Genomic DNA, 24,350 nt, shown 5'->3' with positions numbered 1-24,350 from the left:
AGAGGGTACGTGGCTCGGGCGCCCCCGAGCTCCCCTTATTAGGCATGCAGACACGTCCGTCAATACGCCCACAAGAGATGCTCTTGGGATGGAGACAACCGCGCTCCGGCATACAGCCACATACCGGACAGCTCACCGCCGGTCCGCGATCTTGTGGAACGGACCGCGGCACTTCCCCTCAGCGCGCATCGTTACCATGCGTGGACGCACATTCCGACGACCACTGACGACGAGGGACGGGCGAGCGCGTGGCCGAGGCGGCAGACTTCCAGGGGACCAGTGCCTCACCTGCCCGCCGGTGGCTGCGGCGCACCGGGGCACTGCTCGCCGGTGCGCCCCTGCTGGCCGGACTCCTCCAGTTGCCCGCCGCGACGCCGGCGGACGCGGCCGGGCAGGAGTCCCCGCAGGCTGCCTCCGGTACGAACGGCTCGGTGTCCGTCGCTGTCGACTCACTCAGCCCCAGCGCCCCCACCGAGGGGGACACGGTGACCGTGACGGGCACTGTGACCAACAACGGCAAGCAGCCGGTCACCGACGCCCACGTCGATCTGCGGGTGGGGCCCTCGCTCGACACCCGTTCCGCCATCGACAGCCTCGCCAAGAAGAGCGACGCCGTCCAGGGCCCCGCCGGCGAGGCCGTCGGCGGCAGGTACACCGAGAAGTTCCCCAAGCTCACCCCCGGTGTGGCGGAGCCCTTCAACATCTCCGTGCCGGCCGACGAGCTGGACCTCGGCCAGGACGGCGTCTACCAGCTGGCCGTCGCGCTCTCCGGGGAGACCGCCGCGCAGCCCTGGGACCAGGTTCTCGGCGTCCAGCGCACGTTCCTGCCGTGGCAACCGGAGGAGGCCGGCACCAAGACGAAGACCACGTTCCTGTGGCCGCTCGTCTCCGACGTCCACATGACGGCCGAGACGGGGTCGAACGAGCAGCAGACGCCGGTCTTCAGCAACGACGACCTCGCCGAGGAGATCTCCCCGGGCGGCCGCCTCGACCAGATGGTGTCGCTGGGCAAGGGCCTCGACATCACCTGGGTGATCGACCCGGACCTGCTGGCTTCCGTCGACGCGATGACGAGGACCTACCAGGTCAGAGGCGAGGACGGCGACACCACCCCCGGCAGGAACCAGGCGGTCGCCAAGCAGTGGCTCTCCGAGCTCCAGCAGGCGGTGGCGGGCAAGGAGGTCGTCGCCCTGCCGTTCGGCGATCCGGACCTGGCCTCCCTCGCCCACAACGGCACGGCCGTCACGGGCTCGCTGAGCCACCTCAAGGAGGCCACGGACGCCGTCGACAACACGGTGCAGACGGTCCTCCACGTGAAACCGTCCAAGGACTTCGCGTGGCCCGTGGACGGCGCCGTCGACCCGTCGATCATGAAGGTCGCGACGTCCGCGGGCGCCGACAAGGTGATCGCTCGCAGCGACAGCCTCCAGGACGACCTGTCGTACACACCCTCGGCTGCCCGGCCCATCGGCGGCGGCACCACGGCGGTCGTCGCGGACGCCCGGATGTCCACGGCGTTCCAGGGCAACCTGACGAAGGCCTCCGCGTCCACGCTCGCCGTGCAGCGCTTCCTGGCCCAGAGCCTGACGCTCGGCCTCCAGACCGGCAAGCAGCGCAGCGTCGTCGTCGCCCCGCAGCGCACGCCCTCCGTGAGCCAGGCGCAGGCGATGGCCGAGGCGCTGGGAGCCCTCCAGGGCGGGAACTGGTCCGAGTCGCAGGACCTCTCGGCCGCCGCCAAGGCCAAGCCGGACCCGTCGGCCAACAGGAAGGTGCCGCCCCCCTCCGCGTACCCCTCCTCGCTGCGCAAGCAGGAGCTGCCGCGGGCCGCCTTCGAGCAGATCGCGAGGACGCAGGACAAGCTCGACAACTTCAAGGTGATCCTCACCGACGAGTCCCGGGTGGTCACCCCCTTCGGGCGGGCCATGAACCGCGAGATGTCCACGTCGTGGCGGGGCCGGGGCGTCGCCGCGGTGGGGTACCGGGACGACGTCGAGTCCTACCTCGACGGGCTGATCGACGGGGTCAAGCTGATCGAGAAGTCGGAGACCAAGCTCTCCGGCCGCAGCGCTACGATCCCGGTCACCGTCCAGAACAACCTGGTCCAGGGCGTCGAGCACCTGGAACTGCGGCTCACGTCGAAGAACCCGACGCGACTCAAGATCGGCGGTGACGCCTACGAGGAGCAGCGGGTCACCGTGAACGGCGGGCACAGCCAGTCGGTGAAGTTCACCACGTCCGCCAACGCCAACGGGCGTGCGGAGGTGGTCGCCCAGCTGTACACGGAGGACGGCCAGAGGTACGGCGCGCCCGTCACTTTCGACGTAAGGGTCACCGAGGTCACGCCCACCGTGATGCTGGTCATCGGCGGCGGCGTCCTGCTCCTGGTCCTCGCCGGCTTCCGTATGTACACCCAGCGCAAGCGCGCCGCCGCCCGCGAGGCCGCCGAGGACGCCGCCGCGGAGGCCGACGACGACGTCGACCACCCGGCCGGCGCTCCACAGAACCCTGAAGCCCCCGGCGACCGTCTCAAGGAGGAGTCCGAGGCCGGCTCCCGGGCAGACGCCCCGCAGCAGCCGAGTGACCCGGCCCCGGACACCGCAGCGGAAAGCGCCGACCCGTCCGGCACGGGTGAGAGAGTGGACCGTTGAGATGTCGTGGCCGGTGGGCCCGGGACGATGAGGTGGGGTAACCATGAACGCGCCGTACGACGGTGACCACGGCCGTGGCGTGGGCAGCTCGGGCTACCCCGAGTCGGGCGGGCCCGAGGGCTCGCCGCCCGAGCACGGCCAGGTGCCGCCGCAGCCGCCCGCGGACATGTACCTCCAGGACGCCTACACCCAGGATCCCTACCGGGCGCAGGACCTCTCCGCCCAGGACCCGGTCGCCGAGGCGCGCTACGACCGCGCCGCGCACCCACCGCCCCCTCCGGGCACGTATCAGCCGCAGCAGCAGCTGTACGCCCAGCCGCCGCAGTCGCCGTACGCGCCCGACCCGCGGGTGTGGGCCCAGACGCCCGCCCCGGAGCCGGAGGGCCCGACCAGGCACCTGCCGTACGGCGACGACGCGCGGACCACCCAGTTCGTGGGCGTGGACGACCTCGTCTCCCAGGCGGGCGAGCCCCGCCAGGAGCCGGACGCGTTCGCGCATCTCTTCCGGGACCAGCAGCAGGGCAGCGGCCACCCGTCCTACGAGCCGCCGTCGGTCCCCGGTCCGTCCCCGGCCCCGGGCCAGATGGCGCAGGGGCAGTACGCGGCGCAGGGGCAGTACGCGGCGGGCCAGTACCCGGCCCCCGGCGAGACCGCGGCGATGCCGGCGGCGGACGACACACCCGCCCCGGAGGCCGCCGCCTCGCCCGCTCCGAAGAAGGGCGGCCGCGCCGCGGGCCTGATGAAGTCCAGCGCCGTGATGGCGGCGGGCACGATGGTCTCCCGCCTCACCGGCTTCATCCGCTCCGCACTGATCGTCTCGGCCATCGGCGTCGGCTTCCTCGGTGACACCTTCCAGGTCGCCTACCAGCTGCCGACGATGCTCTACATCCTCACGGTCGGCGGCGGTCTCAACTCCGTCTTCGTGCCGCAGCTCGTCCGCGCCATGAAGGACGACGAGGACGGCGGCGAGGCGTACGCCAACCGCCTGCTGACCCTCGTCATGGTGGCGCTCGGCGCACTCACCGCGCTCGCGATCTTCGCCGCGCCACTCCTGATCCGCATGATGTCCCCCTCGATCGCCAGCGACCCCGCGGCGAATCAGGTCGGCATCACCTTCGTCCAGTACTTCCTGCCATCGATCTTCTTCATGGGCGTCCACGTGGTGATGGGCCAGATCCTCAACGCCCGGGGGAAGTTCGGCGCGATGATGTGGACCCCGGTCCTGAACAACATCGTCATCATCGTGACGCTGGGCATGTTCATCTACGTCTACGGCACCGCCGCCGACTCCGGGATGAAGGTCACGAACATCCCGCCGGAGGGCCAGCGCCTCCTCGGCATCGGCGTCCTGCTCGGCCTCGTGGTCCAGGCCCTGGCGATGATCCCCTACCTGCGCGAGACGGGCTTCCGCCTGCGGCTGCGCTTCGACTGGAAGGGCCAGGGCCTCGGCAAGGCCATCACGCTCGCCAAATGGACGGTCCTGTTCGTCCTGGCCAACCAGGCGGGCGCCATGATCGTCGTCTGGCTGTCCACCGCGGCGGGCAAGGCCTCGCCCGTCGACGGCACCGGCTTCTCCGCCTACGCCAACGCACAGCTGATCTGGGGCCTGCCGCAGGCCATCATCACGGTCTCCCTCATGGCCGCCCTGCTGCCGCGCCTGTCGCGCTCGGCGGCCGAGGGCGACGGCGGTGCCGTCCGCGACGACATCTCCCAGGGCCTGCGCAACACCGCGGTCGCCATCGTGCCGATCGCGTTCGGTTTCCTCTCGCTCGGCATCCCCATGTGCACGCTGATGTTCGGCTCCTCCGGCACCAGCGAGGCCACCAACATGGGCTTCATGCTGATGGCGTTCGGTCTCGGCCTGATTCCGTACTCCGTGCAGTACGTCGTCCTGCGCGCCTTCTACGCCTACGAGGACACCCGAACTCCCTTCTACAACACGGTCATCGTGGCCGCGGTCAACGCTGGCGCCTCGGCGGTCTGCTACTTCGTGATCCCGTCGCGCTGGGCCGTGGTCGGCATGGCCGCCTCGTACGGCCTGGCCTACGCGATCGGTGTCGGCGTCGCCTGGCGCCGGCTGCGCAAGCGGCTGGGCGGGGACCTCGACGGCGCACGTGTCCTGCGCACGTATGCCCGGCTGTGCATCGCGTCGATCCCGGCAGCCCTGCTCAGCGGCGCTGCCTGCTACGGCATCGGCCGCACGCTCGGCCAGGGCGCCGTGGGCTCGCTCGCCGCGGTGCTGGCCGGTGGCGCCGTGCTGCTCGTGATCTTCTTCGTCGCCGCCCGCCGCATGCGCATCGAGGAACTCAACTCGCTGGTCGGCATGGTCCGCGGACGCCTGGGACGCTGAGTCGGGGGTGGGCGCACAACCATCGTCAGCCACCGCGTGTCGTGCATAGCGGCGGACTGTGGGCACAATTGGTTTCGGCGTCGGACGGCGCGCAACGGATGCCGGGCGGCGCGCAAATGGATGGGGAGGCAGGAACGACGGTGGCGGAACGGAGTACGGCTGCCGTCGACGTGGCAGACAACAGCGACGAGACGTCGCTGACCGCACAGGCGGACCAGTCCACGGCCGACGGGGTGGCCAAGAACCGGGAGCGGGACACGGACAGCGACGAGGTACAGGAGAGCACCCGGACCGACGGTCCAGGGAAGACCTCGCCGCCCGAACTGCACAGTGGTCACAAACTCGCCAGACGCTACCGCCTCGAGGAGTGCGTCACCCGTCTGGACGGTTTCAGCAGTTGGCGTGCCGTGGACGAGAAGCTCCGCCGTGCCGTCGGAGTGCACATCCTGCCCGCTGACCACTCACGGGCTCGATCCGTCCTGGCCGCCGCCCGCTCCTCCGCCCTGCTGGGCGACCCACGCTTCGTCCAGGTACTGGACGCGGTGGAGGAGAACGACCTCGTCTACGTCGTCCACGAGTGGCTTCCGGACGCGACGGAACTGACCACGCTCCTCGCCTCCGGGCCGCTGGAGCCGTACGACGCCTACCAGATGGTCAGCCAGATCTCCTCCGCCATGGCCGCTGCCCATCGCGAGGGTCTCGCCCATCTGCGGCTCAACCCCAACGCCGTCCTGCGTACCTCGACCGGCCAATGGCGCATCCGCGGGCTCGCGGTGAACGCCGCGCTGCGGGGCGTCGCGTCCGACACCCCGCAGCGCACCGACACCGAGGCTATCGGCGCCCTGCTGTACGCGGCGCTCACCCAGCGCTGGCCGTACGAGAGCGATGCCTACGGGCTGTCCGGCCTGCCGAAGGACATCGGCCTGATCGCGCCCGACCAGGTGCGTGCCGGTGTGCACCGCGGCCTCTCCGAACTCTCCATGCGCGCGCTCGTCAACGACGGCGCCACCGCCTCCCGGCACGAGTCGCCGTGCACCACGCCGGAGGAGCTGGTGAAGGCGATCGGCGAGATGCCCCGTATCCGTCCGCCGGAGCCGACGTTCACCGCCCCGCCCGAGTACCAGCGCACGTCGTACCAGCAGGGCACGTACGGCCGCCAGGCCCCACGCCCCGGTGCCACCCAGCCGGTCCCGACCCCACCGCCCCCGCTGCAGAGCCGCACGGGCAAGGCCCTGAAGTGGGCCGTGTCCGGGCTCCTGATCGCCGCGCTGGGCCTCGGCAGCTGGCAGCTGGCGGACGCGCTCATGGACCAGGGCGGCAAGAGTGACGACCCGGGCCAGACGCAGAACAACGACGACGGCGACAAGAACAAGAACCGCCCGGCACCGAAGCCGATCGCCATCAAGGACGCCGAGGAGTACGTCGCCAAGGGCGACGCCCAGCACCCCGCCGACGTCGCCGAGACCTACGACGGCAACCCATCCACGGGCTGGCGCACCAGCAGCTACCTGGACGGCCCGAAGATGGTGATAAAGCCCGGTGTCGGCATCGTCTACGACCTCGGGGCCGAGAAGGAAGTCTCGGCCGCGACGCTCTCACTGCGGTACGGCGGCGACCACACCACGGTGGAGCTGTACGCGACCGACACCCTCGGTTCGTCCACACCGCTGAGTGCCATGAAGAAGCTGGGCACGGCCACGACGAGCAGCACCTCCGCGAAGGTGACCGTCGACAAGCCGGTGAAGAGCCGGTACCTCCTGGTCTGGCTGACGGCTCTGCCGTACTCCGGTGACGACCCCGCCAACTACAGCAACCCGGGCTACAAGCAGGCCATCACCGAAGTGAAGTTCACGGGCTGAGAGCCGACCGAGGGGAAGGGGGTTCAATGGCGGACCGCGCCGAGCACAGCGGTGCAAGTGATCAGGACCTCCTCGCCCGGCATGTCGAGGGCGACCCCGACGCCTTCGCTGAGATCGTGCGGCGGCACCGCGATCGGCTCTGGGCCGTCGCCCTGCGGACGCTGGGAGACCGCGAGGAGGCCGCTGACGCGGTGCAGGACGCCCTCGTCTCCGCCTACCGGGCGGCCCACACCTTCCGGGGCCAGTCGGCCGTCACGACGTGGCTGCACAGGATCACGGTGAACGCCTGCCTGGACCGCGCCCGCAAGGTCGCCTCCCGGAAGACCTCTCCCGTCGACGACACCGAGCGCCTGGAGCAGCTGCTGGAGCCGCACGAGTCGGCTTCGGCGCCAGCCGAGCGCAACGATCTCCACCGGCAGCTCATCGAAGCCCTGGGAACCCTGCCGGCCGACCAGCGGGCGGCGCTCGTCCTGGTGGACATGCAGGGCTACCCGGTCGCCGAGGCGGCCCGCATCCTCGACGTGCCGACCGGCACGGTGAAGAGCCGATGTGCGCGCGGCAGAGCCAGACTCCTGCCGCTGCTCAGCCACCTACGGCCGGACAGCACCAGTGAGAGCAAGAAGCCGGGCGGGGAACGGAACCGGACGCAGGGGCCAGCCGTCCCACCCGCAGCGGGACCGCGCCGAGCGGAACCACCGGACACAGGACCGAGCGACCCAGCGGCAGTGAAGGGCGGAGGTGGACGAGCGTGACGTCGACGACAGACATGGCCGGACACCCGGACGTCGCGGAGATCTCCGACCTCACCGAAGGCCTCCTCCCACCGTCCCGGAGCACCGACGTACGTCGGCATCTGGACGGGTGCGACCTCTGCGCGGACGTCTACGCCTCCCTGGAGGAGATCCGCGGGCTGCTCGGCACACTGCCGGGCCCGCCGCGCATGCCCGCCGATGTCGCAGGCCGCATCGATGCCGCCCTCGCCGCCGAGGCCCTGCTCAACGCCACGGGGCGGGAGGCAGCGGAGAGCCAGACGCCGGTGAGTGCTCCTCGTTCCACGTCCGAAGACGACAGCGGTGCGCATGTTTCACGTGAAACATCGACGCCCGCCGACCGGCCCGCCGGGCGTCCCCGCTCTTCCACCACCGGCCCGGGCCGCAAGGACCGCACGCGGAACGGGCGCCGGAGGATCGCCGTCCTGGGGACCGTCTTCACCGTCGCCGCCCTGGGACTGGGCTCCGTCCTGCTGTCGTCACTCGGCGACGGCAAGCCCTCGAATGACACGGCGGGCGGACAGCAGACCGCCCCCGCGGACACCTTCTCCGAGGGAAAGCTCGAGAAGCAGGTCACCGATCTCCTGGCGGACAAGCAGAGCAAGAAGGGCGGCGGCTCCCGCACCCCCTTCGGCGCGGCGACCGCCGGCCCCAACCAGGTCTTCCGGGAGCCCACCGTGCCCGGCTGCGTCCGCGACGGCATCGGGCGTAAGGACTCGGCCCTCGCCGTCGAGAACGGCAGGTATCAGGGGAAGAAGGCCATGCTGGTGCTGCTCCCCGACGCATCCGACGCCACTCGGGTCACTGCCTACATCGTCGACGCGACCTGTGTGGATCACGCCGCGGCCAACGCAGAGGGCAAGATCCTTCTTGAGCGCTCGTACCCGTCCGCCTGAGGCACGTCTTCGTCTTCACCCGGCGCGGTACCCGGCACAGGGCCGCATCTCCGTGTGCCCGGACACAGTGGGAATGCGCGCCCCTTAGGATCCGTTGGGTGGGGTGAGAGCTCCCAGAGGAGCTCCCACCGGTCGAAGACGCAGTCCAGAGACGAGGAATCCAGCCGTGAGCGACGTCCGTAACGTGATCATCATCGGCTCCGGGCCCGCCGGCTATACGGCGGCGCTCTACACCGCGCGCGCGTCGCTGAAGCCACTGGTGTTCGAGGGGGCCGTCACCGCGGGCGGTGCGCTCATGAACACCACCGACGTCGAGAACTTCCCGGGCTTCCAGGACGGCATCATGGGCCCCGAGCTCATGGACAACATGCGCGCCCAGGCGGAGCGCTTCGGGGCCGAGCTCGTCCCGGACGACATCGTCAACGTCGACCTGACCGGTGAGATCAAGACCGTCACGGACACGTCCGGTACCGTCCACCGCGCGAAGGCCGTCATCGTCGCCACCGGCTCGCAGCACCGCAAGCTCGGTCTGCCGAACGAGGACGCCCTCTCCGGCCGTGGGGTGTCGTGGTGCGCCACCTGTGACGGGTTCTTCTTCAAGGACCAGGACATCGCCGTGATCGGTGGTGGCGACACCGCCATGGAGGAGGCCACCTTCCTCTCGCGGTTCGCCAAGTCCGTGACCGTCGTCCACCGCCGCGACACCTTGCGCGCCTCCAAGGCCATGCAGGAGCGCGCCTTCGCCGATCCGAAGATCACGTTCGTGTGGGACAGCGAGGTCGCCGAGATCCAGGGCGACCCGAAGCTCTCGGGCCTGAAGCTGCGCAACCTCAAGACCGGCGAGCTTTCGGACCTGCCGGTGACCGGTCTCTTCATCGCCATCGGTCACGACCCTCGCACCGAGCTCTTCAAGGGTCAGCTCGACCTGGACGACGAGGGCTACCTGAAGGTGGCCGCGCCGTCGACCCGCACCAACCTGACCGGTGTCTTCGGTGCCGGCGACGTGGTCGACCACACCTACCGCCAGGCGATCACCGCGGCGGGGACCGGCTGCTCCGCCGCTCTCGACGCCGAGCGCTACCTCGCCGCCCTCGCGGACGAGGAGCAGCCCGAGCCCGAGAAGACCGCTGTCTGACCTCTCTTCCTACCCGCCCCACGCACCAACCAGTTAAGGAGCCCGCCGTGGCCGGCACCCTGAAGAATGTGACCGACGACTCCTTCGAGCAGGACGTCCTCAAGAGCGACAAGCCCGTTCTGGTGGACTTCTGGGCCGCCTGGTGCGGTCCGTGCCGTCAGATCGCGCCGTCCCTCGAGGCGATCGCCTCCGAGTACGGCGACAAGATCGAGGTCGTCAAGCTGAACATCGACGAGAACCCGGGTACGGCCGCCAAGTACGGCGTCATGTCCATCCCGACCCTGAACGTCTACCAGGGTGGCGAGGTCGCCAAGACCATCGTGGGCGCCAAGCCGAAGGCCGCGATCGTTCGCGACCTCGAGGAGTTCATCGCCGAATGACCCGGCGGAGCCGTCTGAGCGACGGTTCATGTTTCACGTGAAACACGAATGGGCCAACCCGGAAGGGTTGGCCCATTCGTTTGACTGCCTGCTGCTCTACAGCGGCCGCAGCGCTGGCTCCTTCTGCACGGCTCCCAGGAGCCGGTCCAGAGCCAGCTCGACGTCTTCCTTCCAGGAGAGCGTCGACCGCAGTTCCAGCCTCAGCCGGGGATAGGTGGGATGCTGCCGGACCGTCTTGAAGCCCACCGCCAGGAGGTGGTCGGCGGGCAGCACACAGGCCGGTTCCTTCCAGCGCGCATCCCCGAACGCCTCAATCGCTTTGAACCCGCGACGCAGCAGGTCCTTGGCGACCGTCTGGACCATCACCCGGCCGAGTCCCTGCCCCTGGTACCCCGGCACGATGAACGCGGTCATCAGCTGAACCGCGTCGGGGGAGACGGGACTCGTGGGAAACGCCGTGGAGCGCGGAACATAGGCGGGAGGCGCGTAGAGCACGAAACCCACCGGCACGTCGTCGACGTACACGACCCGGCCGCAGGACCCCCAGTCCAGCAGAACGGCCGAGATCCAGGCTTCCTTCTCCAGAGCGGACTTGCCCGCTTTTACCGCGGCCTCACCGCTGACCGGGTCGAGCTCCCAGAAGACACACGACCGACAGCGCTTGGGAAGGTCCTGAAGGTTGTCCAACGTGAGCGGTACGAGCCGGCGCCCCATGAAGGCTGATCCTCGCTTCCTTCGCCTGCCGCGTCGCGGGCGGCTGTCAGAGCGCTCCGTTCCCTGAGGAGACTGCCGATGAACCCACCGACCGCTCCCAGCCCCAAACCGGCGCTCACCAGTCCAGAGCGGCTCATCGTTCGCATGGCCCCTGCCTTCCTCTCAGAGGTGCTGCCGGGTGGTTGCGCCGTATCCGAACGCATCGTATCCACGATGCGATTCCATCGATACCGCCAGAAAGGAAAGAGCGAGCCACGTTCCGGCACACACCGGACATGGCCCGCTCTGTCATCCACAGCGGCTCCTGCCGGAGGCTCAGGACTCGTTCTCCTCGGAGTCGCCTTCCAGCAGGCTCTTCTGCAGAACCGGCCCCTCGCCAGGGGCGAGTGAGCCGAGGATCCGCTCAAGGTCCTCCATGGAGGCGAACTCGACGGTGATCTTGCCCTTCTTCTGGCCCAGGTCGACCTTCACCCGCGTCTCGAAGCGGTCCGAGAGCCGCGTGGCGAGCTCGGACAGCGCGGGAGAGACACGAGCACCGGCACGCGGGCCCTTGGGCCGCTGGGCCTTCTGAGGACGCGACCCCATCAGGGTCACGATCTCCTCGACGGCCCGCACCGACAGCCCCTCGGCCACGATGCGGTGGGCCAGCCTGTCCTGCTCCTCCGAGTCCTCGACGGACAGCAAGGCCCGTGCGTGACCGGCAGAGAGCACTCCCGCGGCGACCCGGCGCTGCACCGCCGGCGAGAGCTTCAGCAGGCGCAGGGTGTTGGAGACCTGCGGGCGGGACCGACCGATGCGGTCTGCCAGCTGGTCGTGCGTGCAGTTGAAGTCCCGCAGCAACTGGTCGTAGGCGGCTGCCTCTTCCAGCGGGTTCAGCTGGGCGCGGTGCAGATTCTCCAGCAGAGCGTCCAGGAGGAGCTTCTCGTCGTCCGTGGCGCGCACGATCGCTGGGATCGCCTCCAGCCCCGCCTCGCGGCAGGCCCTCCAGCGGCGCTCGCCCATGATGAGCTCGTAGTGGGCGGGCCCTACCTGCCGTACGACGACCGGCTGGAGGAGTCCCACTTCCTTGATGGAGGTGATGAGCTCGGCCAGCGCGTCCTCGTCGAAGACCTCACGCGGCTGCCGCGGGTTCGGCGTGATGGAGTCGAGGGGGATCTCGGCGAAGTGCGCACCGATGGGCGCCGCAGGCGTGGCGGAAGCACTGGACTGCGTCGGCTCCTCTGTTTCACGTGAAACGTTCGGCAGCGTCGCCACCTTCGCTGCGGCCACCCCACGGTCGTGCGGCAGCACGGGCACTGCGGCAGGAGACGTGGAAGCGGCGCCCCCCGCCGCAGCCTGGGCTACCGACTTCTCCGTCGGGGCAGCAGGGATCAGTGCGCCGAGACCACGTCCCAGCCCCCTCCGTCGCTCGCTCACTGAATGCCCTCCACCATGCTCGGGTCGTTCTGCTGTGCGCCGATATGGGCGTGCGTCGCGTCATAGCTGATGCCGACGCCCTTCAGCGCGATCTCTCGTGCCGCCTCAAGATAAGAGAGGGCACCACTCGATCCAGGATCGTAAGTCAGGACCGTCTGCCCATAGCTCGGCGCCTCGGAGATACGGACGGACCTGGGAATGCTCGTCCGTAGAACCTCGTCGCCGAAGTGGGTGCGCACCTCGTCCGCGACCTGGGACGCGAGTCGCGTCCGGCCGTCGTACATGGTGAGCAGGATGGTCGACACATGCAGGGCGGGGTTGAGGTGCCCCCGCACCAGATCGACGTTGCGCAACAACTGACCCAGGCCTTCCAGCGCGTAGTACTCGCACTGGATCGGGATCAGAACCTCCTGACCCGCCACCAACGCATTGACCGTCAGGAGGCCGAGCGAGGGCGGGCAGTCGATGAGGATGTAGTCCAGCGGCTGTTCGTACGCCTGGATGGCGCGCTGTAGCCGGCTCTCCCGTGCCACCAGGGACACCAGCTCGATCTCCGCACCGGCGAGATCGATCGTGGCAGGGGCACAGAAGAGGCCCTCGACGTCGGGGACCGGCTGGACGACCTCGGAGAGCGGCTTGCTCTCCACCAACACATCGTAGATGGACGGGACTTCGGCGTGATGGTCGATGCCCAGCGCGGTGGACGCATTGCCCTGTGGGTCGAGGTCGACCACCAGGACCCGGCCACCGTGCAGGGCCAGCGACGCAGCAAGGTTGACGGTCGTCGTCGTCTTGCCCACACCGCCCTTCTGGTTGGCGACCACCATGATTCGGGTCTGCTCGGGCCGTGGCAGGCCCTCGCCGGCGCGGCCTAGAGCCTCCACCGCCAGTTGGGCAGCACGACCGATGGGAGTGTCGTCCATCGGAGGCGGTGTTTCACGTGAAACATCCACCCCCATCGACTCGGTACGGGGACCGGGGACCGGATCGGTCATCGGTCCCGCGATGTTGGCGTCGGACCGCAAGGATTCACTCTCCTCGACTTCAGGCTCGCAATGAACAGAGCCTCCCATGTCTTCGGGGTCGTGAACCAGTGAGGCCTTCCGTTCTGTGGAGAAATCCACCTCTGTGGACAACTCGGTTCCCTCATCGAGTGACCCGAGAGGCTTACGGTCGCGGGGTTCGGCCGCAGCGCGGCCACGACTGATGATGCCGTGCAGCAGTGAGCGACGTTTCACGTGAAACACGATGCACAGCAGTCGGGGCCGAACTGTCGCGACACTCCGGCTTGCGTACGTTTGGCAGCTTGTGTGGAGTACGTCTCGTCCTCAGGACGGATCAGCGTCGCCGGCGGGCCCGTCCTGTGCGAGCCGCCTTGGCACGCTTCGCCGCGAAGCGCACCCCGCCGGGGCTCTCCCCGACCTCGACCCGTACGACCGTGGACATCGGATCCACCACGCCCTCACCCACATGCAGGATGGACGTCTCCACCGCACCCAGCTTGCTCAGGGCCGCCGACGCGCTCTTCAGCTCCTCCTCGGCGGTGTCGCCCTTGAGCGCGAGCATCTCCCCGTACGGCCGCAGCAGCGGGATGCCCCACGTGGCGAGGCGGTCGAGGGGGGCGACAGCTCGGGCCGTCACGACGTGAACGGGCTGGATCTTGCCCATGACCTCCTCGGCCCGGCCGCGCACGACGGTCACATGATCGAGGCCGAGCAGTTCCACGACCTCGGTGAGGAAGTTGGTACGCCGCAGCAGCGGCTCCAGCAGCGTGATCTTCAGGTCCTCCCGGACCAGCGCCAGCGGAATGCCGGGAAGGCCCGCGCCTGAGCCGACATCGCACACCGTCACGCCCTCGGGCACGACCTCCGAGAGCACCGCGCAGTTCAGCAGGTGCCGCTCCCACAGGCGGGGCACTTCACGCGGCCCGATGAGACCGCGCTGCACGCCCGCCTGAGCGAGCAGCTCGGCGTACCGCACCGCATCCGCGAAGCGATCACCAAACACCTCGCGCGCCTGCTCGGGCGCGGGGGGAAGCTCCGCTGCCTCCGTCACGGGGGACCGTCCTTCCGTACCGCGTCAGCGCACCCGCGCCGACACCAGAACCACCAGAACTATCAGGCTGACAAAGTTCGGCCCCGCCTGCGCAACAGACGGGGCCGGGGAACGTAGGGGCCGATCAGGCGGGAAGCACGACGACGAAGCGCTGCGGCTCCTCGCCCTCGGACTCGCTGCGCAGGCCCGCGGCCTTGACCGCGTCGTGCACGACCTTGCGCTCGAACGGAGTCATCGGCTGCAGCTTCACGGCCTCACCGCTGCTCTTGGCCTCGGCGGCGGCCTTGGCACCCAGCTCGGACAGCTCGGAGCGCTTCCGGGCGCGGTATCCCGCGATGTCGAGCATCAGCCGGCTGCGGTCACCGGTCTCACGGTGCACGGCCAGACGGGTGAGCTCCTGGAGCGCCTCCAGCACCTCGCCGTCACGGCCGACCAGCTTCTGGAGGTCGCGGCTGCCCGTGTCGCTGATGATCGAGACAGAGGCACGGTCGGCCTCGACGTCCATGTCGATGTCGCCGTCGAGGTCGGCGATGTCGAGCAGACCCTCCAGGTAGTCCGCCGCGATCTCGCCCTCCTGCTCCAGGCGAGTCAGGGTGTCTGCACCCTCGGCAGCGGCGGAGGTGGTGCCTTCCGTCACGGGATGGACTCCTTCTTACTTCTTGGACGGGGACTTGGGCCGCTGCGGGCCCTTGCGCTGTCCGGACTGGGCCTTGCTGCGGGTGCCGCCGGCGGGCTTCGCGCCGCCCTTCTTGGCAGCGGGGGCGGGCTTGGCGTCCTCGGGCGCGTCGGACTTGGTGAGCGACGTCTTCTGCTCGGACTCCTCGGCCGCCTTGGCGGCAGCGGACTGGCGCTGTGCCTTGGTCTGCCGCTTGGGCTGCTGACGCTTCGGCGTGCCGGTGGTCGGCGTGCCGTCCTCGGCCTCGACGGCGGCAGCGGTGTCGCTCTTGATCACGGTGCCGTCGGTCTGAGCGGCGAGACCGGCCTTGCTGAGGCCGTTGATGAACTTGCGCTCGAACTCGTTACGGTCGCGTCCCTTGGCGACGATCGCCTTCACGATGACCTTGTCACGGCGCCGGCTGACCTTGCCGTGCGTGGTGACGTGCTTGTGCAGGCGCTCCAGGTACGCGGCCTGGGCCTTGGAACCCGGGGTCGGGTTGTTGTGGATGACGTACATCTGCTGGCCCATGGTCCACACGTTGGTGGTCAGCCAGTAGACGAGGACACCGACCGGGAAGTTGATACCGAAGACGGCGAACATGACGGGGAAGACGTACATCAGCATCTTCTGCTGCTGCATGAACGGCGTCTTCACCGTGGTGTCGACGTTCTTCGTCATCAGCTGGCGCTGGGTGAAGAACTGCGACGCCGACATCAGGACGATCATGATGGCGGTGACGACGCGGACGTCGGTGAGGGAGGCACCGAGTGCTTCCACCTTCGACGCGCTGTCGGTGAACTTCACCGCCAGCGGAGCACCGACGATGTGCGCCTTCTGCGCGCTCTCCAGCAGGCTGGTGTTGATCACGCCGATGGTGTCGTTCGACGCGATGCTGTTGAGCACGTGGTACAGGGCGAAGAAGAACGGGGACTGCGCCAGGATGGGAAGGCACGAGGAGAGCGGGTTGGTGCCCGTCTCCTTGTACAGCTTCATCATCTCTTCGGACTGACGCTGCTTGTCGTTCTTGTAGCGCTCCTGGATCTTCTTCATCTCGGGCTGGAGCGTCTGCATCGCCCGGGTCGCCTTGATCTGCTTCACGAAGAGCGGGATCAGGCAGATACGGATCAAGATCACCAGGGACACGATCGACAGGCCCCAGGCCCACCCGGTGTCGGGGCCGAAGATGGCGCCGTACACCGAGTGGAACTGGACGATGACCCAGGAGACGGGTGTGGTGATGAAGCTGAAGAGGCTGGCAATCGTGTCCACTAATCATGCTCCTTGGGCATGGGACGGTGTCTCTGCGGCCGGGCTCGAAGGACTCGGGGGACTTGTGGGAGAAGTCTGTCCTTCGATGTCCGGGTCGGCGGCGGAGGGCCCGCCCTTGCGTGCACGCCACGCGTTACGCAGCATTTCGTGCCACCGCGGGCGCTTGCGCGGCGGGACATGGTCCACACCGCCCAGCGACCACGGATTGCACCGCAGGATGCGCCAGGCCGTGAGTGCCGTTCCCTTGATGGCACCGTGCCGGTCGATGGCCGTGAAGCCGTAGTGGGAGCACGACGGGTAGTACTTGCAGACCGGCCCGAGCAGCGGACTGATCGTCCACTGGTAGAGCTTGATCAGAGCAAGCAGCGGGTACTTCATCGCGCGCCCCCTCCCAGCAGCCGCTGGAGGGCGGCGTCCAGGTCTCGGGCCAGCTGTGCGTGGTCGGCGTCGCCCGCACCGGGCAGCGCTCGTACCACTACCAGGCTACCGGGGGGCAGCTGGGCGACTCGGTCGCGCATCAGGTGGCGAAGCCTGCGCTTCACTTTGTTGCGTACGACCGCTCCGCCCACGGCTTTGCTCACGACGAAACCCGCACGCGTCGGGGGAGCGCTCTCCCCAGGCGCATGCGGGTCCGTGGCACCGCTACGAAGGTGGACGACGAGGTGCGGGCGTCCTGCCCGGCGTCCTCGCCGTACCGCGGTCGCGAAGTCCTCGCGCCGCCTCAGCCGGTTCTCGGTGGGCAGCACGACGTCATGACCTGACCGGGATCAGGCGGACAGACGGGCGCGACCCTTGCTACGGCGGGACGCGAGAATCGCGCGGCCGGCACGGGTGCGCATACGCAGCCGGAAGCCGTGGGTCTTCGCGCGACGACGGTTGTTCGGCTGGAAGGTGCGCTTGCTCACTCGGGGGCTCCAGAAAGATTCGGTAGTTGCGGGGTGCCGTCCTGGCTGTCACCGTGCGCCCACGAGTAGCTCGCAGTTACGCCCGAGTGCACCGCTTACCGATCACCCAAATGATCTGTGCCCATCGGAGGCAGGCGGCAGCAGCCATCGACAACTCGACCTGGTTACGGTACGCGCGGCTACGCCATCCGGTCAAACCAGCAGCCGCCCGGACACACTTGTCCACAGGCTGGGGACAACAACTTGAACCGCAGTGGCCGCCCTGACTACCGTGACGGAACTCCGATTCGTTCCCTTATCCCTGCCCCACCCGATTTACATCCCGAGCCGTCCCAGAACCACACGTTCGTGGGACCTGTGAGAGAGCGTGCCCTGTGGCTGACGTACCTGCCGATCTTGCCGCAGTGTGGCCACGCGTATTGGAGCAGCTCCTCGGGGAGGGCCGCGGCCAGGGCGTCGAGTCGAAGGACGAGCACTGGATCCGGCGCTGCCAGCCGCTCGCACTGGTCGCGGACACCGCTCTGCTCGCCGTACCGAACGAATTCGCGAAAGGCGTGCTCGAGGGTCGCCTGGCGCCCGTCGTCAGCGAGACCCTGAGCCGCGAGTGCGGCCGCCCGATCCGGATCGCGATCACCGTCGACGACTCCGCGGGCGAGCCCCCGGCCCCGGCGGCGCCCCCCTCCCGTCCCCAGTCGCGTTACGAGGAGCCCGAGCTTCCGGCCGCGCGCCAGGACCGCGACGGTTACGAGGGGTACGGCCGCCACCGCGCCGACCAGCTGCCGGGAACGGCGGGCGACCAGCTCCCGCCTACGCGCGGAGATCAGCTTCCCTCCCCCCGTCCCGCGTACCCGTCCGAGTACCAGCGCCCCGAGCCCGGCTCCTGGCCGCGGCCGGCGCAGGACGAGTACGGCTGGCAGCAGCAGCGCCTCGGCTTCCCCGAGCGTGACCCGTACGCATCACCGAGCCAGGACACCTACGGCTCGCAGGACTCCTACGGCAACCAGGACTCCTACGGATCCCATGGGTCGTCGCAGGACTCCTATGGATCCCATGGATCACACGGAACCCATGGATCCCATGGGTCGCATGGATCCCATGGGTCCCAGGACTCGTACGGCTCCCCGTCCCAGGACTACCGCCCGCAGTCCATGGACCGCCCCTCCTACGAGGCGCCGCGCTCCGACTACGACACCTCACGCCCCGACTACGACCAGCGCGACCCGGTCCGCCGCGAGCTGCCCGAGCCGCCGGCCGGCTCGGGACACGTGCACCGCGGCGGCCCCGTCGGCCCGAACCTGCCCACCACCGGGGCGCCCGGCCCGCTGGCCGCGCAGCCCGCGCCGGCGACCGGCCCGGGTGAGCCCACCGCGCGTCTGAACCCGAAGTACCTCTTCGACACGTTCGTCATCGGCGCCTCCAACCGCTTCGCGCACGCCGCCGCGGTCGCCGTCGCCGAGGCACCGGCGAAGGCGTACAACCCCCTGTTCATCTACGGGGAGTCCGGGCTCGGCAAGACGCACCTGCTGCACGCGATCGGGCACTACGCGCGCAGCCTCTACCCGGGCACGCGGGTGCGGTACGTGAGCTCGGAGGAGTTCACCAACGAGTTCATCAACTCGATCCGCGACGGCAAGGGCGACAGCTTCCGCAAGCGCTACCGCGAGATGGACATCCTGCTCGTCGACGACATCCAGTTCCTGGCGGACAAGGAGTCGACGCAGGAGGAGTTCTTCCACACCTTCAACACGCTGCACAACGCCAACAAGCAGATCGTGCTGTCCTCCGACCGGCCGCCCAAGCAGCTGGTGACGCTGGAGGACCGGCTGCGGAACCGTTTCGAGTGGGGGCTGATCACCGACGTGCAGCCGCCCGAGCTGGAGACGCGGATCGCGATCCTCCGCAAGAAGGCGGTGCAGGAGCAGCTGAACGCGCCGCCGGAGGTGCTGGAGTTCATCGCGTCCCGGATCTCGCGCAACATCCGCGAGCTGGAGGGCGCGCTGATCCGGGTCACGGCGTTCGCCTCGCTCAACCGGCAGCCGGTCGACCTGGGCCTGACGGAGATCGTCCTCAAGGACTTGATCCCCGGCGGTGAGGACTCGGCCCCCGAGATCACGTCCACGGCGATCATGGGCGCGACGGCGGACTACTTCGGGCTGACCGTCGAGGACCTGTGCGGCACCTCGCGCGGCCGCGCCCTCGTCACCGCCCGGCAGATCGCCATGTACCTGTGCCGAGAGCTCACGGACCTGTCACTGCCGAAGATCGGCGCGCTCTTCGGCGGCCGTGACCACACGACGGTCATGCACGCCGACCGCAAGATCCGCAATCTGATGGCCGAGCGCCGCTCGATCTACAACCAGGTCACCGAGCTGACCAACCGCATCAAGAACGGCTGACGCAGCCGCTCGTACGACGCCGAGGGCGCCCCCGGAGCAGGTCTTCCGGGGGCGCCCTCCGTCATGTCGCGGCCGGCCTTCGTCATCTCGCGGTCGCCGGCTGTTCGAATACCTGCCGGGTTACGGCCGCTCTCCACAGATTCGGCGACTTTTTCCCGTCCACACCCTGGGGACTGGGAAGTTGTCCAGACTGTGTCCACAGAGGCCGCTGTTGAAGGACCATCAGACCAGCTCAGTGGCATGTGGATTCGTGGACGAAGGATCTCCACAGACTGTGGACAACGCGGGGATCCACAGGCTGTGCATCGAGTTGTCCACCGGCAGCCCACAGGTTGAGGCCGGTTGTCCCCAGCGATCCCCGGCTTCTCCACATCGCTGTCCACTGTTCGGCAACATGACGCGCCTCCTCACTGGGTCGAGTGAAAGGCGTCACACGAAGGTGCCGGGTTGGCCTGTGGGAAACGTGGGTAAAGCTGGGGACGGCACTGGGGAGAACTCGCCTCACCCTGTGCACGGGGTGTGCAGAACTTTCCGTTCTCCACAGAGACCCCTGGTTGTCCACCGGCGTCACCCACAGGACCGGTGGACAAAATTTCCGCTCTGAGCTGGGCAAACGTGGTTATCCACGGTATCCACAGGCCCTACTACTACTTCCGACTAGAGAGAGCTGGGAATTCGTTTCGAAGCGGGCCCTGTGCACAACTCGCCCTCCGGCGCCCGACCGCCCCTCGTCACGACTTGACCCCGAGAGGCACCTACTGTCAGTGCGGTGCGTCAGACTGGTCCCCGGTGTCCTCCCCATCCCAGGGACCGTCGACACCGACACAGACGACGAGGGCCAGGCAGAGCGAGAAGCGCCGGCAACAGCAGGAGGCGGCAACAGTGAAGATCCGGGTGGAACGCGACGTACTCGCGGAGGCAGTGGCCTGGGCGGCACGCAGCCTCCCGGCCCGTCCGCCGGCGCCTGTCCTCGCCGGCCTGCTGCTGAAGGCCGAGGACGGCCAGCTGAGCCTGTCCAGCTTCGACTACGAGGTCTCCGCGCGGGTGTCCGTGGAGGCCGAGGTGGAGGAAGAGGGCACGGTGCTGGTCTCCGGCCGCCTCCTCGCGGACATCTGCCGCGCCCTCCCCAACCGGCCGGTGGAGATTTCCACAGACGGTGTACGGGCGACCGTGGTCTGTGGCTCCTCCCGGTTCACACTCCACACACTGCCTGTGGAGGAGTACCCGGCACTGCCGCAGATGCCGAACGCGACGGGCACGGTCCCCGGCGAGGTCTTCGCCTCCGCCGCCGCCCAGGTGGCGATCGCCGCCGGCCGCGACGACACGCTCCCCGTCCTCACGGGCGTCCGCATCGAGATCGAGGGCGACACGGTCACGCTGGCGTCCACCGACCGCTACCGCTTCGCGGTCCGCGAGTTCCTGTGGAAGCCGGAGAACCCGGAGGCTTCCGCGGTCGCCCTGGTGCCCGCCAAGACGCTGCTGGACACCGCCAAGGCCCTGACGAGCGGCGACCAGGTCACCCTGGCACTGTCCGGCTCGGGCTCCGGCGAGGGCCTGATCGGCTTCGAGGGCGCCGGGCGCCGTACGACGACGCGTCTCCTGGAGGGCGACCTCCCGAAGTACCGCACGCTGTTCCCGACGGAGTTCAACAGCGTCGCCGTGATCGAGACCGCCCCCTTCGTGGAGGCCGTCAAGCGTGTGGCCCTGGTCGCCGAGCGGAACACCCCGGTGCGCCTCAGCTTCGAGCAGGGCGTGCTCATCCTGGAGGCCGGCTCCAGCGACGACGCACAGGCTGTGGAAAGGGTCGACGCCCAGCTGGAGGGCGACGACATCTCGATCGCCTTCAACCCGACGTTCCTGCTGGACGGCCTGAGCGCGATCGACTCCCCGGTCGCGCAGCTGTCCTTCACCACGTCCACCAAGCCCGCGCTGCTCAGCGGCAAGCCGGCGGTGGACGCCGAGGCGGACGAGGCCTACAAGTACCTGATCATGCCGGTGCGGCTCAGCGGCTGAGCCGCACCGCTTCGGCGGCGGTTGTCCACAGGCTGAGGACAAAGCCGCAGGTAAAGCCGCAGGTGAGGGCCTACGACTGAGCGCGTATGCCCACAGATGTGCGCGAGCGTCCGGGTTTAGGCTCGGACGCAGGTACGAAAGTGCCGCAACGCCACGTCGGACACCTGCAAACCTAAGGAACACCACTGATGGAGCTCGGTCTCGTCGGCCTCGGCAAGATGGGTGGCAACATGCGCGAGCGGATCCGCCGCGCAGGCCACACCGTCTTCGGATACGACCGCAACCCGGACCTCGCCGATGTCCACAGCCTGCCGGAGCTTGTGGGCAAGCTCAGCGGACCGCGTGTGATCTGGGTGATGGTCCCGGCAGGCGAGCCCACGCAGTCCACCATCGACGAGCTCGCCGAACTGCTGGAGCCCGGCGACGTCGTCGTGGACGGCGGCAACTCCCGCTGGACCGATGACGAGAAGCACGCCGAGGAGCTGGCGGCCAAGGGCATCGGCTTCGTCGACTGCGGCGTCTCCGGCGGCGTCTGGGGCCTGGAGAACGGCTACGCGCTGATGTACGGCGGCGACGCGGAGAACGTCGCCAAGGTGCAGCCGGTCTTCGACGCCCTCAAGCCGGAGGGCGACTTCGGCTCGGTGCACGCGGGCAAGGTCGGCGCGGGTCACTTCGCGAAGATGGTCCACAACGGCATCGAGTACGCGATGATGCAGGCCTACGCCGAGGGCTGGGAGCTGCTGGAGAAGGTCGACTCCGTGACCGACGTCCGGGAGGTCTTCCGCTCCTGGCAGGAGGGCACGGTCATCCGCTCCTGGCTGCTCGACCTCGCGGTCAACGCGCTCGACGAGGACGAGCACCTGGACAAGCTCCGGGGTTATGCACAGGACTCCGGCGAGGGACGCTGGACTGTGGAAGCCGCGATCGACCACGCGGTGCCGCTGCCGGCGATCACCGCGTCGCTGTTCGCGCGGTTCGCCTCCCGTCAGGAGGACTCGCCCCAGATGAAGATGATCGCGGCGCTGCGGAACCAGTTCGGCGGCCACGCGGTCGAGACCAAGTAAGCAACACCGACGGTTGGGGAGGTCGGCGAAACGACCATGCACGTCACGCATCTGTCGCTGGCCGACTTCCGCTCGTACCCCCGGGTCGAGGTCCCGCTCGACCCGGGGGTGACGGCCTTCGTCGGCCCGAACGGGCAGGGCAAGACCAACCTCGTCGAGGCCGTCGGCTATCTCGCCACCCTCGGCAGCCACCGCGTCTCCTCCGACGCCCCCCTGGTCCGCATGGGCGCCGAGCGCGCGATCATCCGGGCCCAGGTACGGCAGGGCGACCGGCAGCAACTGGTCGAGCTGGAGCTGAACCCCGGGCGTGCCAACCGGGCCCGTATCAACAGGTCCTCGCAGGTCAAGCCGCGTGACGTGCTGGGGATCGTACGGACCGTGCTGTTCGCCCCCGAGGACCTCGCCCTGGTCAAGGGCGACCCCGGTGAGCGGCGCCGCTTCCTCGACGAGCTGATCACGGCCCGTTCCCCGCGCATGGCCGGGGTCCGCTCCGACTACGACCGGGTCCTCAAGCAGCGCAACACCCTTCTGAAGTCGGCCGCGCTCGCCCGCCGGCACGGCGGCCGCAGCATGGACATGTCCACGCTCGACATCTGGGACCAGCATCTCGCGCGCGCGGGCGCCGAGTTGCTCGCCCAGCGACTGGACCTGATCGCCGCCGTCCAGCCGCTCGCGGACAAGGCGTACGAGCAGCTCGCCCCCGGCGGCGGCCCGATCGCCCTGGAGTACAAACCGTCCGCGCCGGGCGAGGCACACACCCGTGAGGACCTGTTCGAGCAGCTGATGGCCGCGCTCGCCGAGGCCCGCAAGCAGGAGATCGAGCGGGGCGTCACCCTGGTCGGCCCGCACCGGGACGACCTGCTGCTCAAGCTCGGCCAGCTGCCCGCCAAGGGCTACGCCTCCCACGGCGAGTCCTGGTCCTACGCCCTGGCCCTGCGCCTGGCCTCGTACGACCTGCTCAGAGCCGAGGGCAACGAGCCGGTGCTGGTGCTCGACGACGTCTTCGCCGAGCTGGACACCCGCCGCCGTGAGCGCCTCGCCGAGCTGGTCGCGCCCGGCGAGCAGGTCCTGGTGACCGCCGCGGTCGACGACGACGTCCCGCATGTGCTGTCCGGGGTGCGGTTCGCCGTGGCCGAGGGGACGGTGGAGCGCGTATGACGGAGAACACACCGGAGAACACACCCGACAGCACACTGGGGAACACACCCGGGAGCCCGTCCGGGAAAGCGCCCGGGCCCCGGTCTCCCGAGCCGTCCGGCGTGGACCTCGCGCGCGTGGCGCTCCGTGCGGCCAAGGATGCCGCACGCGCGCGTGGGGACGCGGCGCAGCAGAAGAAGCAGGCGCGCCGCGGCGGTCTGCGCTCCGGCGCGCGTGCCGACGGCCGCGACCCCATGGCGCTCGGCTCCGCGATCAACCGGCTGATCACCGAGCGCGGCTGGGAGGCCCCGGCCGCGGTGGGCGGGGTCATGGGCCGCTGGCCGCAGATCGTCGGCGAGGACGTGGCCAAGCACTGTGTCCCGGAGCGATACGACGAGGACGAGCACGTCCTGTCCGTGCGCTGCGACTCGACGGCCTGGGCGACGAACCTCCGGCTGCTCGCCCCCACCCTGGTCGCGCGCCTCAACGAGGACCTGGGCCACGGCACGGTGAAGCAGATCAAGGTGCAGGGACCGGGCGCGCCCAACCGCCGCTACGGCCCGTTGCGCGCCCCCGGCAGCACCGGCCCCGGCGACACGTACGGCTGACCGGAGCTCGGCCCCGAAGCTGCCGGGAGCTCCTCCCCAAGGCTGTCGGAAGGCCCGATCGGCACCTGTTTCCCGCC

Annotated in this window: 21 protein-coding genes; 12 read left to right on the top strand and 9 right to left on the bottom strand. The window is 69.2% G+C overall.

Annotated elements, in window-relative coordinates; all coding sequences use genetic code 11:
• Positions 1-248: 248 nt before the first annotated feature.
• The 7 genes from MQE23_RS22540 (at position 249) to trxA (ending at position 10,038) form a co-directional block, all read left to right on the top strand.
• Positions 249-2,648, top strand: coding sequence for a DUF6049 family protein (locus MQE23_RS22540; RefSeq protein WP_243380064.1), 2,400 nt, complete (start codon positions 249-251; stop codon positions 2,646-2,648).
• A 43-nt stretch (positions 2,649-2,691) separates the two neighbouring features.
• On the top strand, positions 2,692-4,998 hold the full coding sequence (murJ, locus tag MQE23_RS22535) for a murein biosynthesis integral membrane protein MurJ (protein WP_020273078.1): 2,307 nt from the start codon (positions 2,692-2,694) through the stop codon (positions 4,996-4,998).
• Between the two features lie 140 nt (positions 4,999-5,138).
• On the top strand, positions 5,139-6,857 hold the full coding sequence (locus tag MQE23_RS22530) for a protein kinase family protein (protein WP_020273079.1): 1,719 nt from the start codon (positions 5,139-5,141) through the stop codon (positions 6,855-6,857).
• Positions 6,858-6,883: 26 nt separating this feature from the next.
• Positions 6,884-7,609 carry an RNA polymerase sigma factor SigM gene (gene sigM / locus MQE23_RS22525; RefSeq protein ID WP_020273080.1) on the top strand — a complete coding sequence of 242 codons (726 nt, stop codon included), beginning with the start codon at positions 6,884-6,886 and terminating at the stop codon, positions 7,607-7,609.
• Positions 7,606-8,523 (top strand): hypothetical protein, encoded by a 918-nt coding sequence (locus MQE23_RS22520; RefSeq protein ID WP_243380062.1) that lies wholly within the window; start codon positions 7,606-7,608, stop codon positions 8,521-8,523. The genes sigM and MQE23_RS22520 overlap by 4 nt, the downstream gene beginning before the upstream one ends.
• Before the next feature lie 166 nt (positions 8,524-8,689).
• Positions 8,690-9,658 (top strand): thioredoxin-disulfide reductase, encoded by a 969-nt coding sequence (gene trxB / locus MQE23_RS22515; protein ID WP_020273082.1) that lies wholly within the window; start codon positions 8,690-8,692, stop codon positions 9,656-9,658.
• A gap of 47 nt (positions 9,659-9,705) precedes the next feature.
• Positions 9,706-10,038 carry a thioredoxin gene (gene trxA, locus MQE23_RS22510; protein WP_010032728.1) on the top strand — a complete coding sequence of 111 codons (333 nt, stop codon included), beginning with the start codon at positions 9,706-9,708 and terminating at the stop codon, positions 10,036-10,038.
• A 96-nt stretch (positions 10,039-10,134) separates the two neighbouring features.
• Here the strand turns inward: trxA and MQE23_RS22505 are convergent, their stop codons facing one another.
• The 9 genes from MQE23_RS22505 to rpmH all read right to left on the bottom strand — a co-directional run bounded on the left by MQE23_RS22505 (position 10,135) and on the right by rpmH (position 17,055).
• Positions 10,135-10,752 (bottom strand): GNAT family N-acetyltransferase, encoded by a 618-nt coding sequence (locus MQE23_RS22505; protein WP_020273084.1) that lies wholly within the window; start codon positions 10,750-10,752, stop codon positions 10,135-10,137.
• 315 nt (positions 10,753-11,067) lie between these two features.
• Entirely contained in the window at positions 11,068-12,168 is a 1,101-nt protein-coding gene (locus MQE23_RS22500) for a ParB/RepB/Spo0J family partition protein (RefSeq protein WP_037669611.1), read from the bottom strand.
• A complete protein-coding gene (locus MQE23_RS22495; RefSeq protein ID WP_279345199.1) occupies positions 12,165-13,241 on the bottom strand; it encodes a ParA family protein in 1,077 nt (358 codons plus the stop codon). Before MQE23_RS22495 ends, MQE23_RS22500 begins: the two co-directional genes overlap by 4 nt.
• 265 nt (positions 13,242-13,506) lie before the next feature.
• On the bottom strand, positions 13,507-14,223 hold the full coding sequence (gene rsmG / locus MQE23_RS22490) for a 16S rRNA (guanine(527)-N(7))-methyltransferase RsmG (RefSeq protein ID WP_020273087.1): 717 nt from the start codon (positions 14,221-14,223) through the stop codon (positions 13,507-13,509).
• Between the two features lie 124 nt (positions 14,224-14,347).
• Entirely contained in the window at positions 14,348-14,860 is a 513-nt protein-coding gene (locus MQE23_RS22485; RefSeq protein WP_020273088.1) for a R3H domain-containing nucleic acid-binding protein, read from the bottom strand.
• A 15-nt stretch (positions 14,861-14,875) separates the two neighbouring features.
• Positions 14,876-16,150 (bottom strand): membrane protein insertase YidC, encoded by a 1,275-nt coding sequence (yidC, locus tag MQE23_RS22480; protein WP_243380060.1) that lies wholly within the window; start codon positions 16,148-16,150, stop codon positions 14,876-14,878.
• A gap of 3 nt (positions 16,151-16,153) precedes the next feature.
• Positions 16,154-16,528 carry a membrane protein insertion efficiency factor YidD gene (yidD, locus tag MQE23_RS22475; protein ID WP_020273090.1) on the bottom strand — a complete coding sequence of 125 codons (375 nt, stop codon included), beginning with the start codon at positions 16,526-16,528 and terminating at the stop codon, positions 16,154-16,156.
• Positions 16,525-16,896: a ribonuclease P protein component gene (rnpA, locus tag MQE23_RS22470; protein ID WP_082319883.1), complete on the bottom strand. Its 372-nt coding sequence runs from the start codon at positions 16,894-16,896 to the stop codon at positions 16,525-16,527. The genes yidD and rnpA overlap by 4 nt, the downstream gene beginning before the upstream one ends.
• Positions 16,897-16,917: 21 nt before the next feature.
• A complete protein-coding gene (gene rpmH / locus MQE23_RS22465; protein ID WP_003956500.1) occupies positions 16,918-17,055 on the bottom strand; it encodes a 50S ribosomal protein L34 in 138 nt (45 codons plus the stop codon).
• A 374-nt stretch (positions 17,056-17,429) separates the two neighbouring features.
• Between rpmH and dnaA the strand changes: the two genes are divergently transcribed.
• The 5 genes from dnaA (at position 17,430) to MQE23_RS22440 (ending at position 24,273) form a co-directional block, all read left to right on the top strand.
• The gene (dnaA, locus tag MQE23_RS22460) at positions 17,430-19,451 is read left to right on the top strand and encodes a chromosomal replication initiator protein DnaA (protein WP_279345156.1); all 2,022 of its coding nucleotides are present in this window, start codon (positions 17,430-17,432) and stop codon (positions 19,449-19,451) included.
• Between the two features lie 882 nt (positions 19,452-20,333).
• Positions 20,334-21,464 (top strand): DNA polymerase III subunit beta, encoded by a 1,131-nt coding sequence (gene dnaN, locus MQE23_RS22455; RefSeq protein WP_020273092.1) that lies wholly within the window; start codon positions 20,334-20,336, stop codon positions 21,462-21,464.
• 188 nt (positions 21,465-21,652) lie between these two features.
• Positions 21,653-22,528: a phosphogluconate dehydrogenase (NAD(+)-dependent, decarboxylating) gene (gnd, locus tag MQE23_RS22450; protein WP_243380059.1), complete on the top strand. Its 876-nt coding sequence runs from the start codon at positions 21,653-21,655 to the stop codon at positions 22,526-22,528.
• 36 nt (positions 22,529-22,564) lie between these two features.
• A complete protein-coding gene (gene recF / locus MQE23_RS22445; protein WP_020273094.1) occupies positions 22,565-23,686 on the top strand; it encodes a DNA replication/repair protein RecF in 1,122 nt (373 codons plus the stop codon).
• On the top strand, positions 23,683-24,273 hold the full coding sequence (locus tag MQE23_RS22440) for a DciA family protein (RefSeq protein WP_037669623.1): 591 nt from the start codon (positions 23,683-23,685) through the stop codon (positions 24,271-24,273). The genes recF and MQE23_RS22440 overlap by 4 nt, the downstream gene beginning before the upstream one ends.
• The last annotated feature ends 77 nt before the right edge of the window (positions 24,274-24,350 follow it).

The sequence above is a fragment of the Streptomyces sp. HP-A2021 genome (genome assembly GCF_022807935.1).
GTDB lineage: Bacteria > Actinomycetota > Actinomycetes > Streptomycetales > Streptomycetaceae > Streptomyces > Streptomyces afghaniensis.
This window is presented reverse-complemented; position numbering and strand designations above follow the sequence as displayed.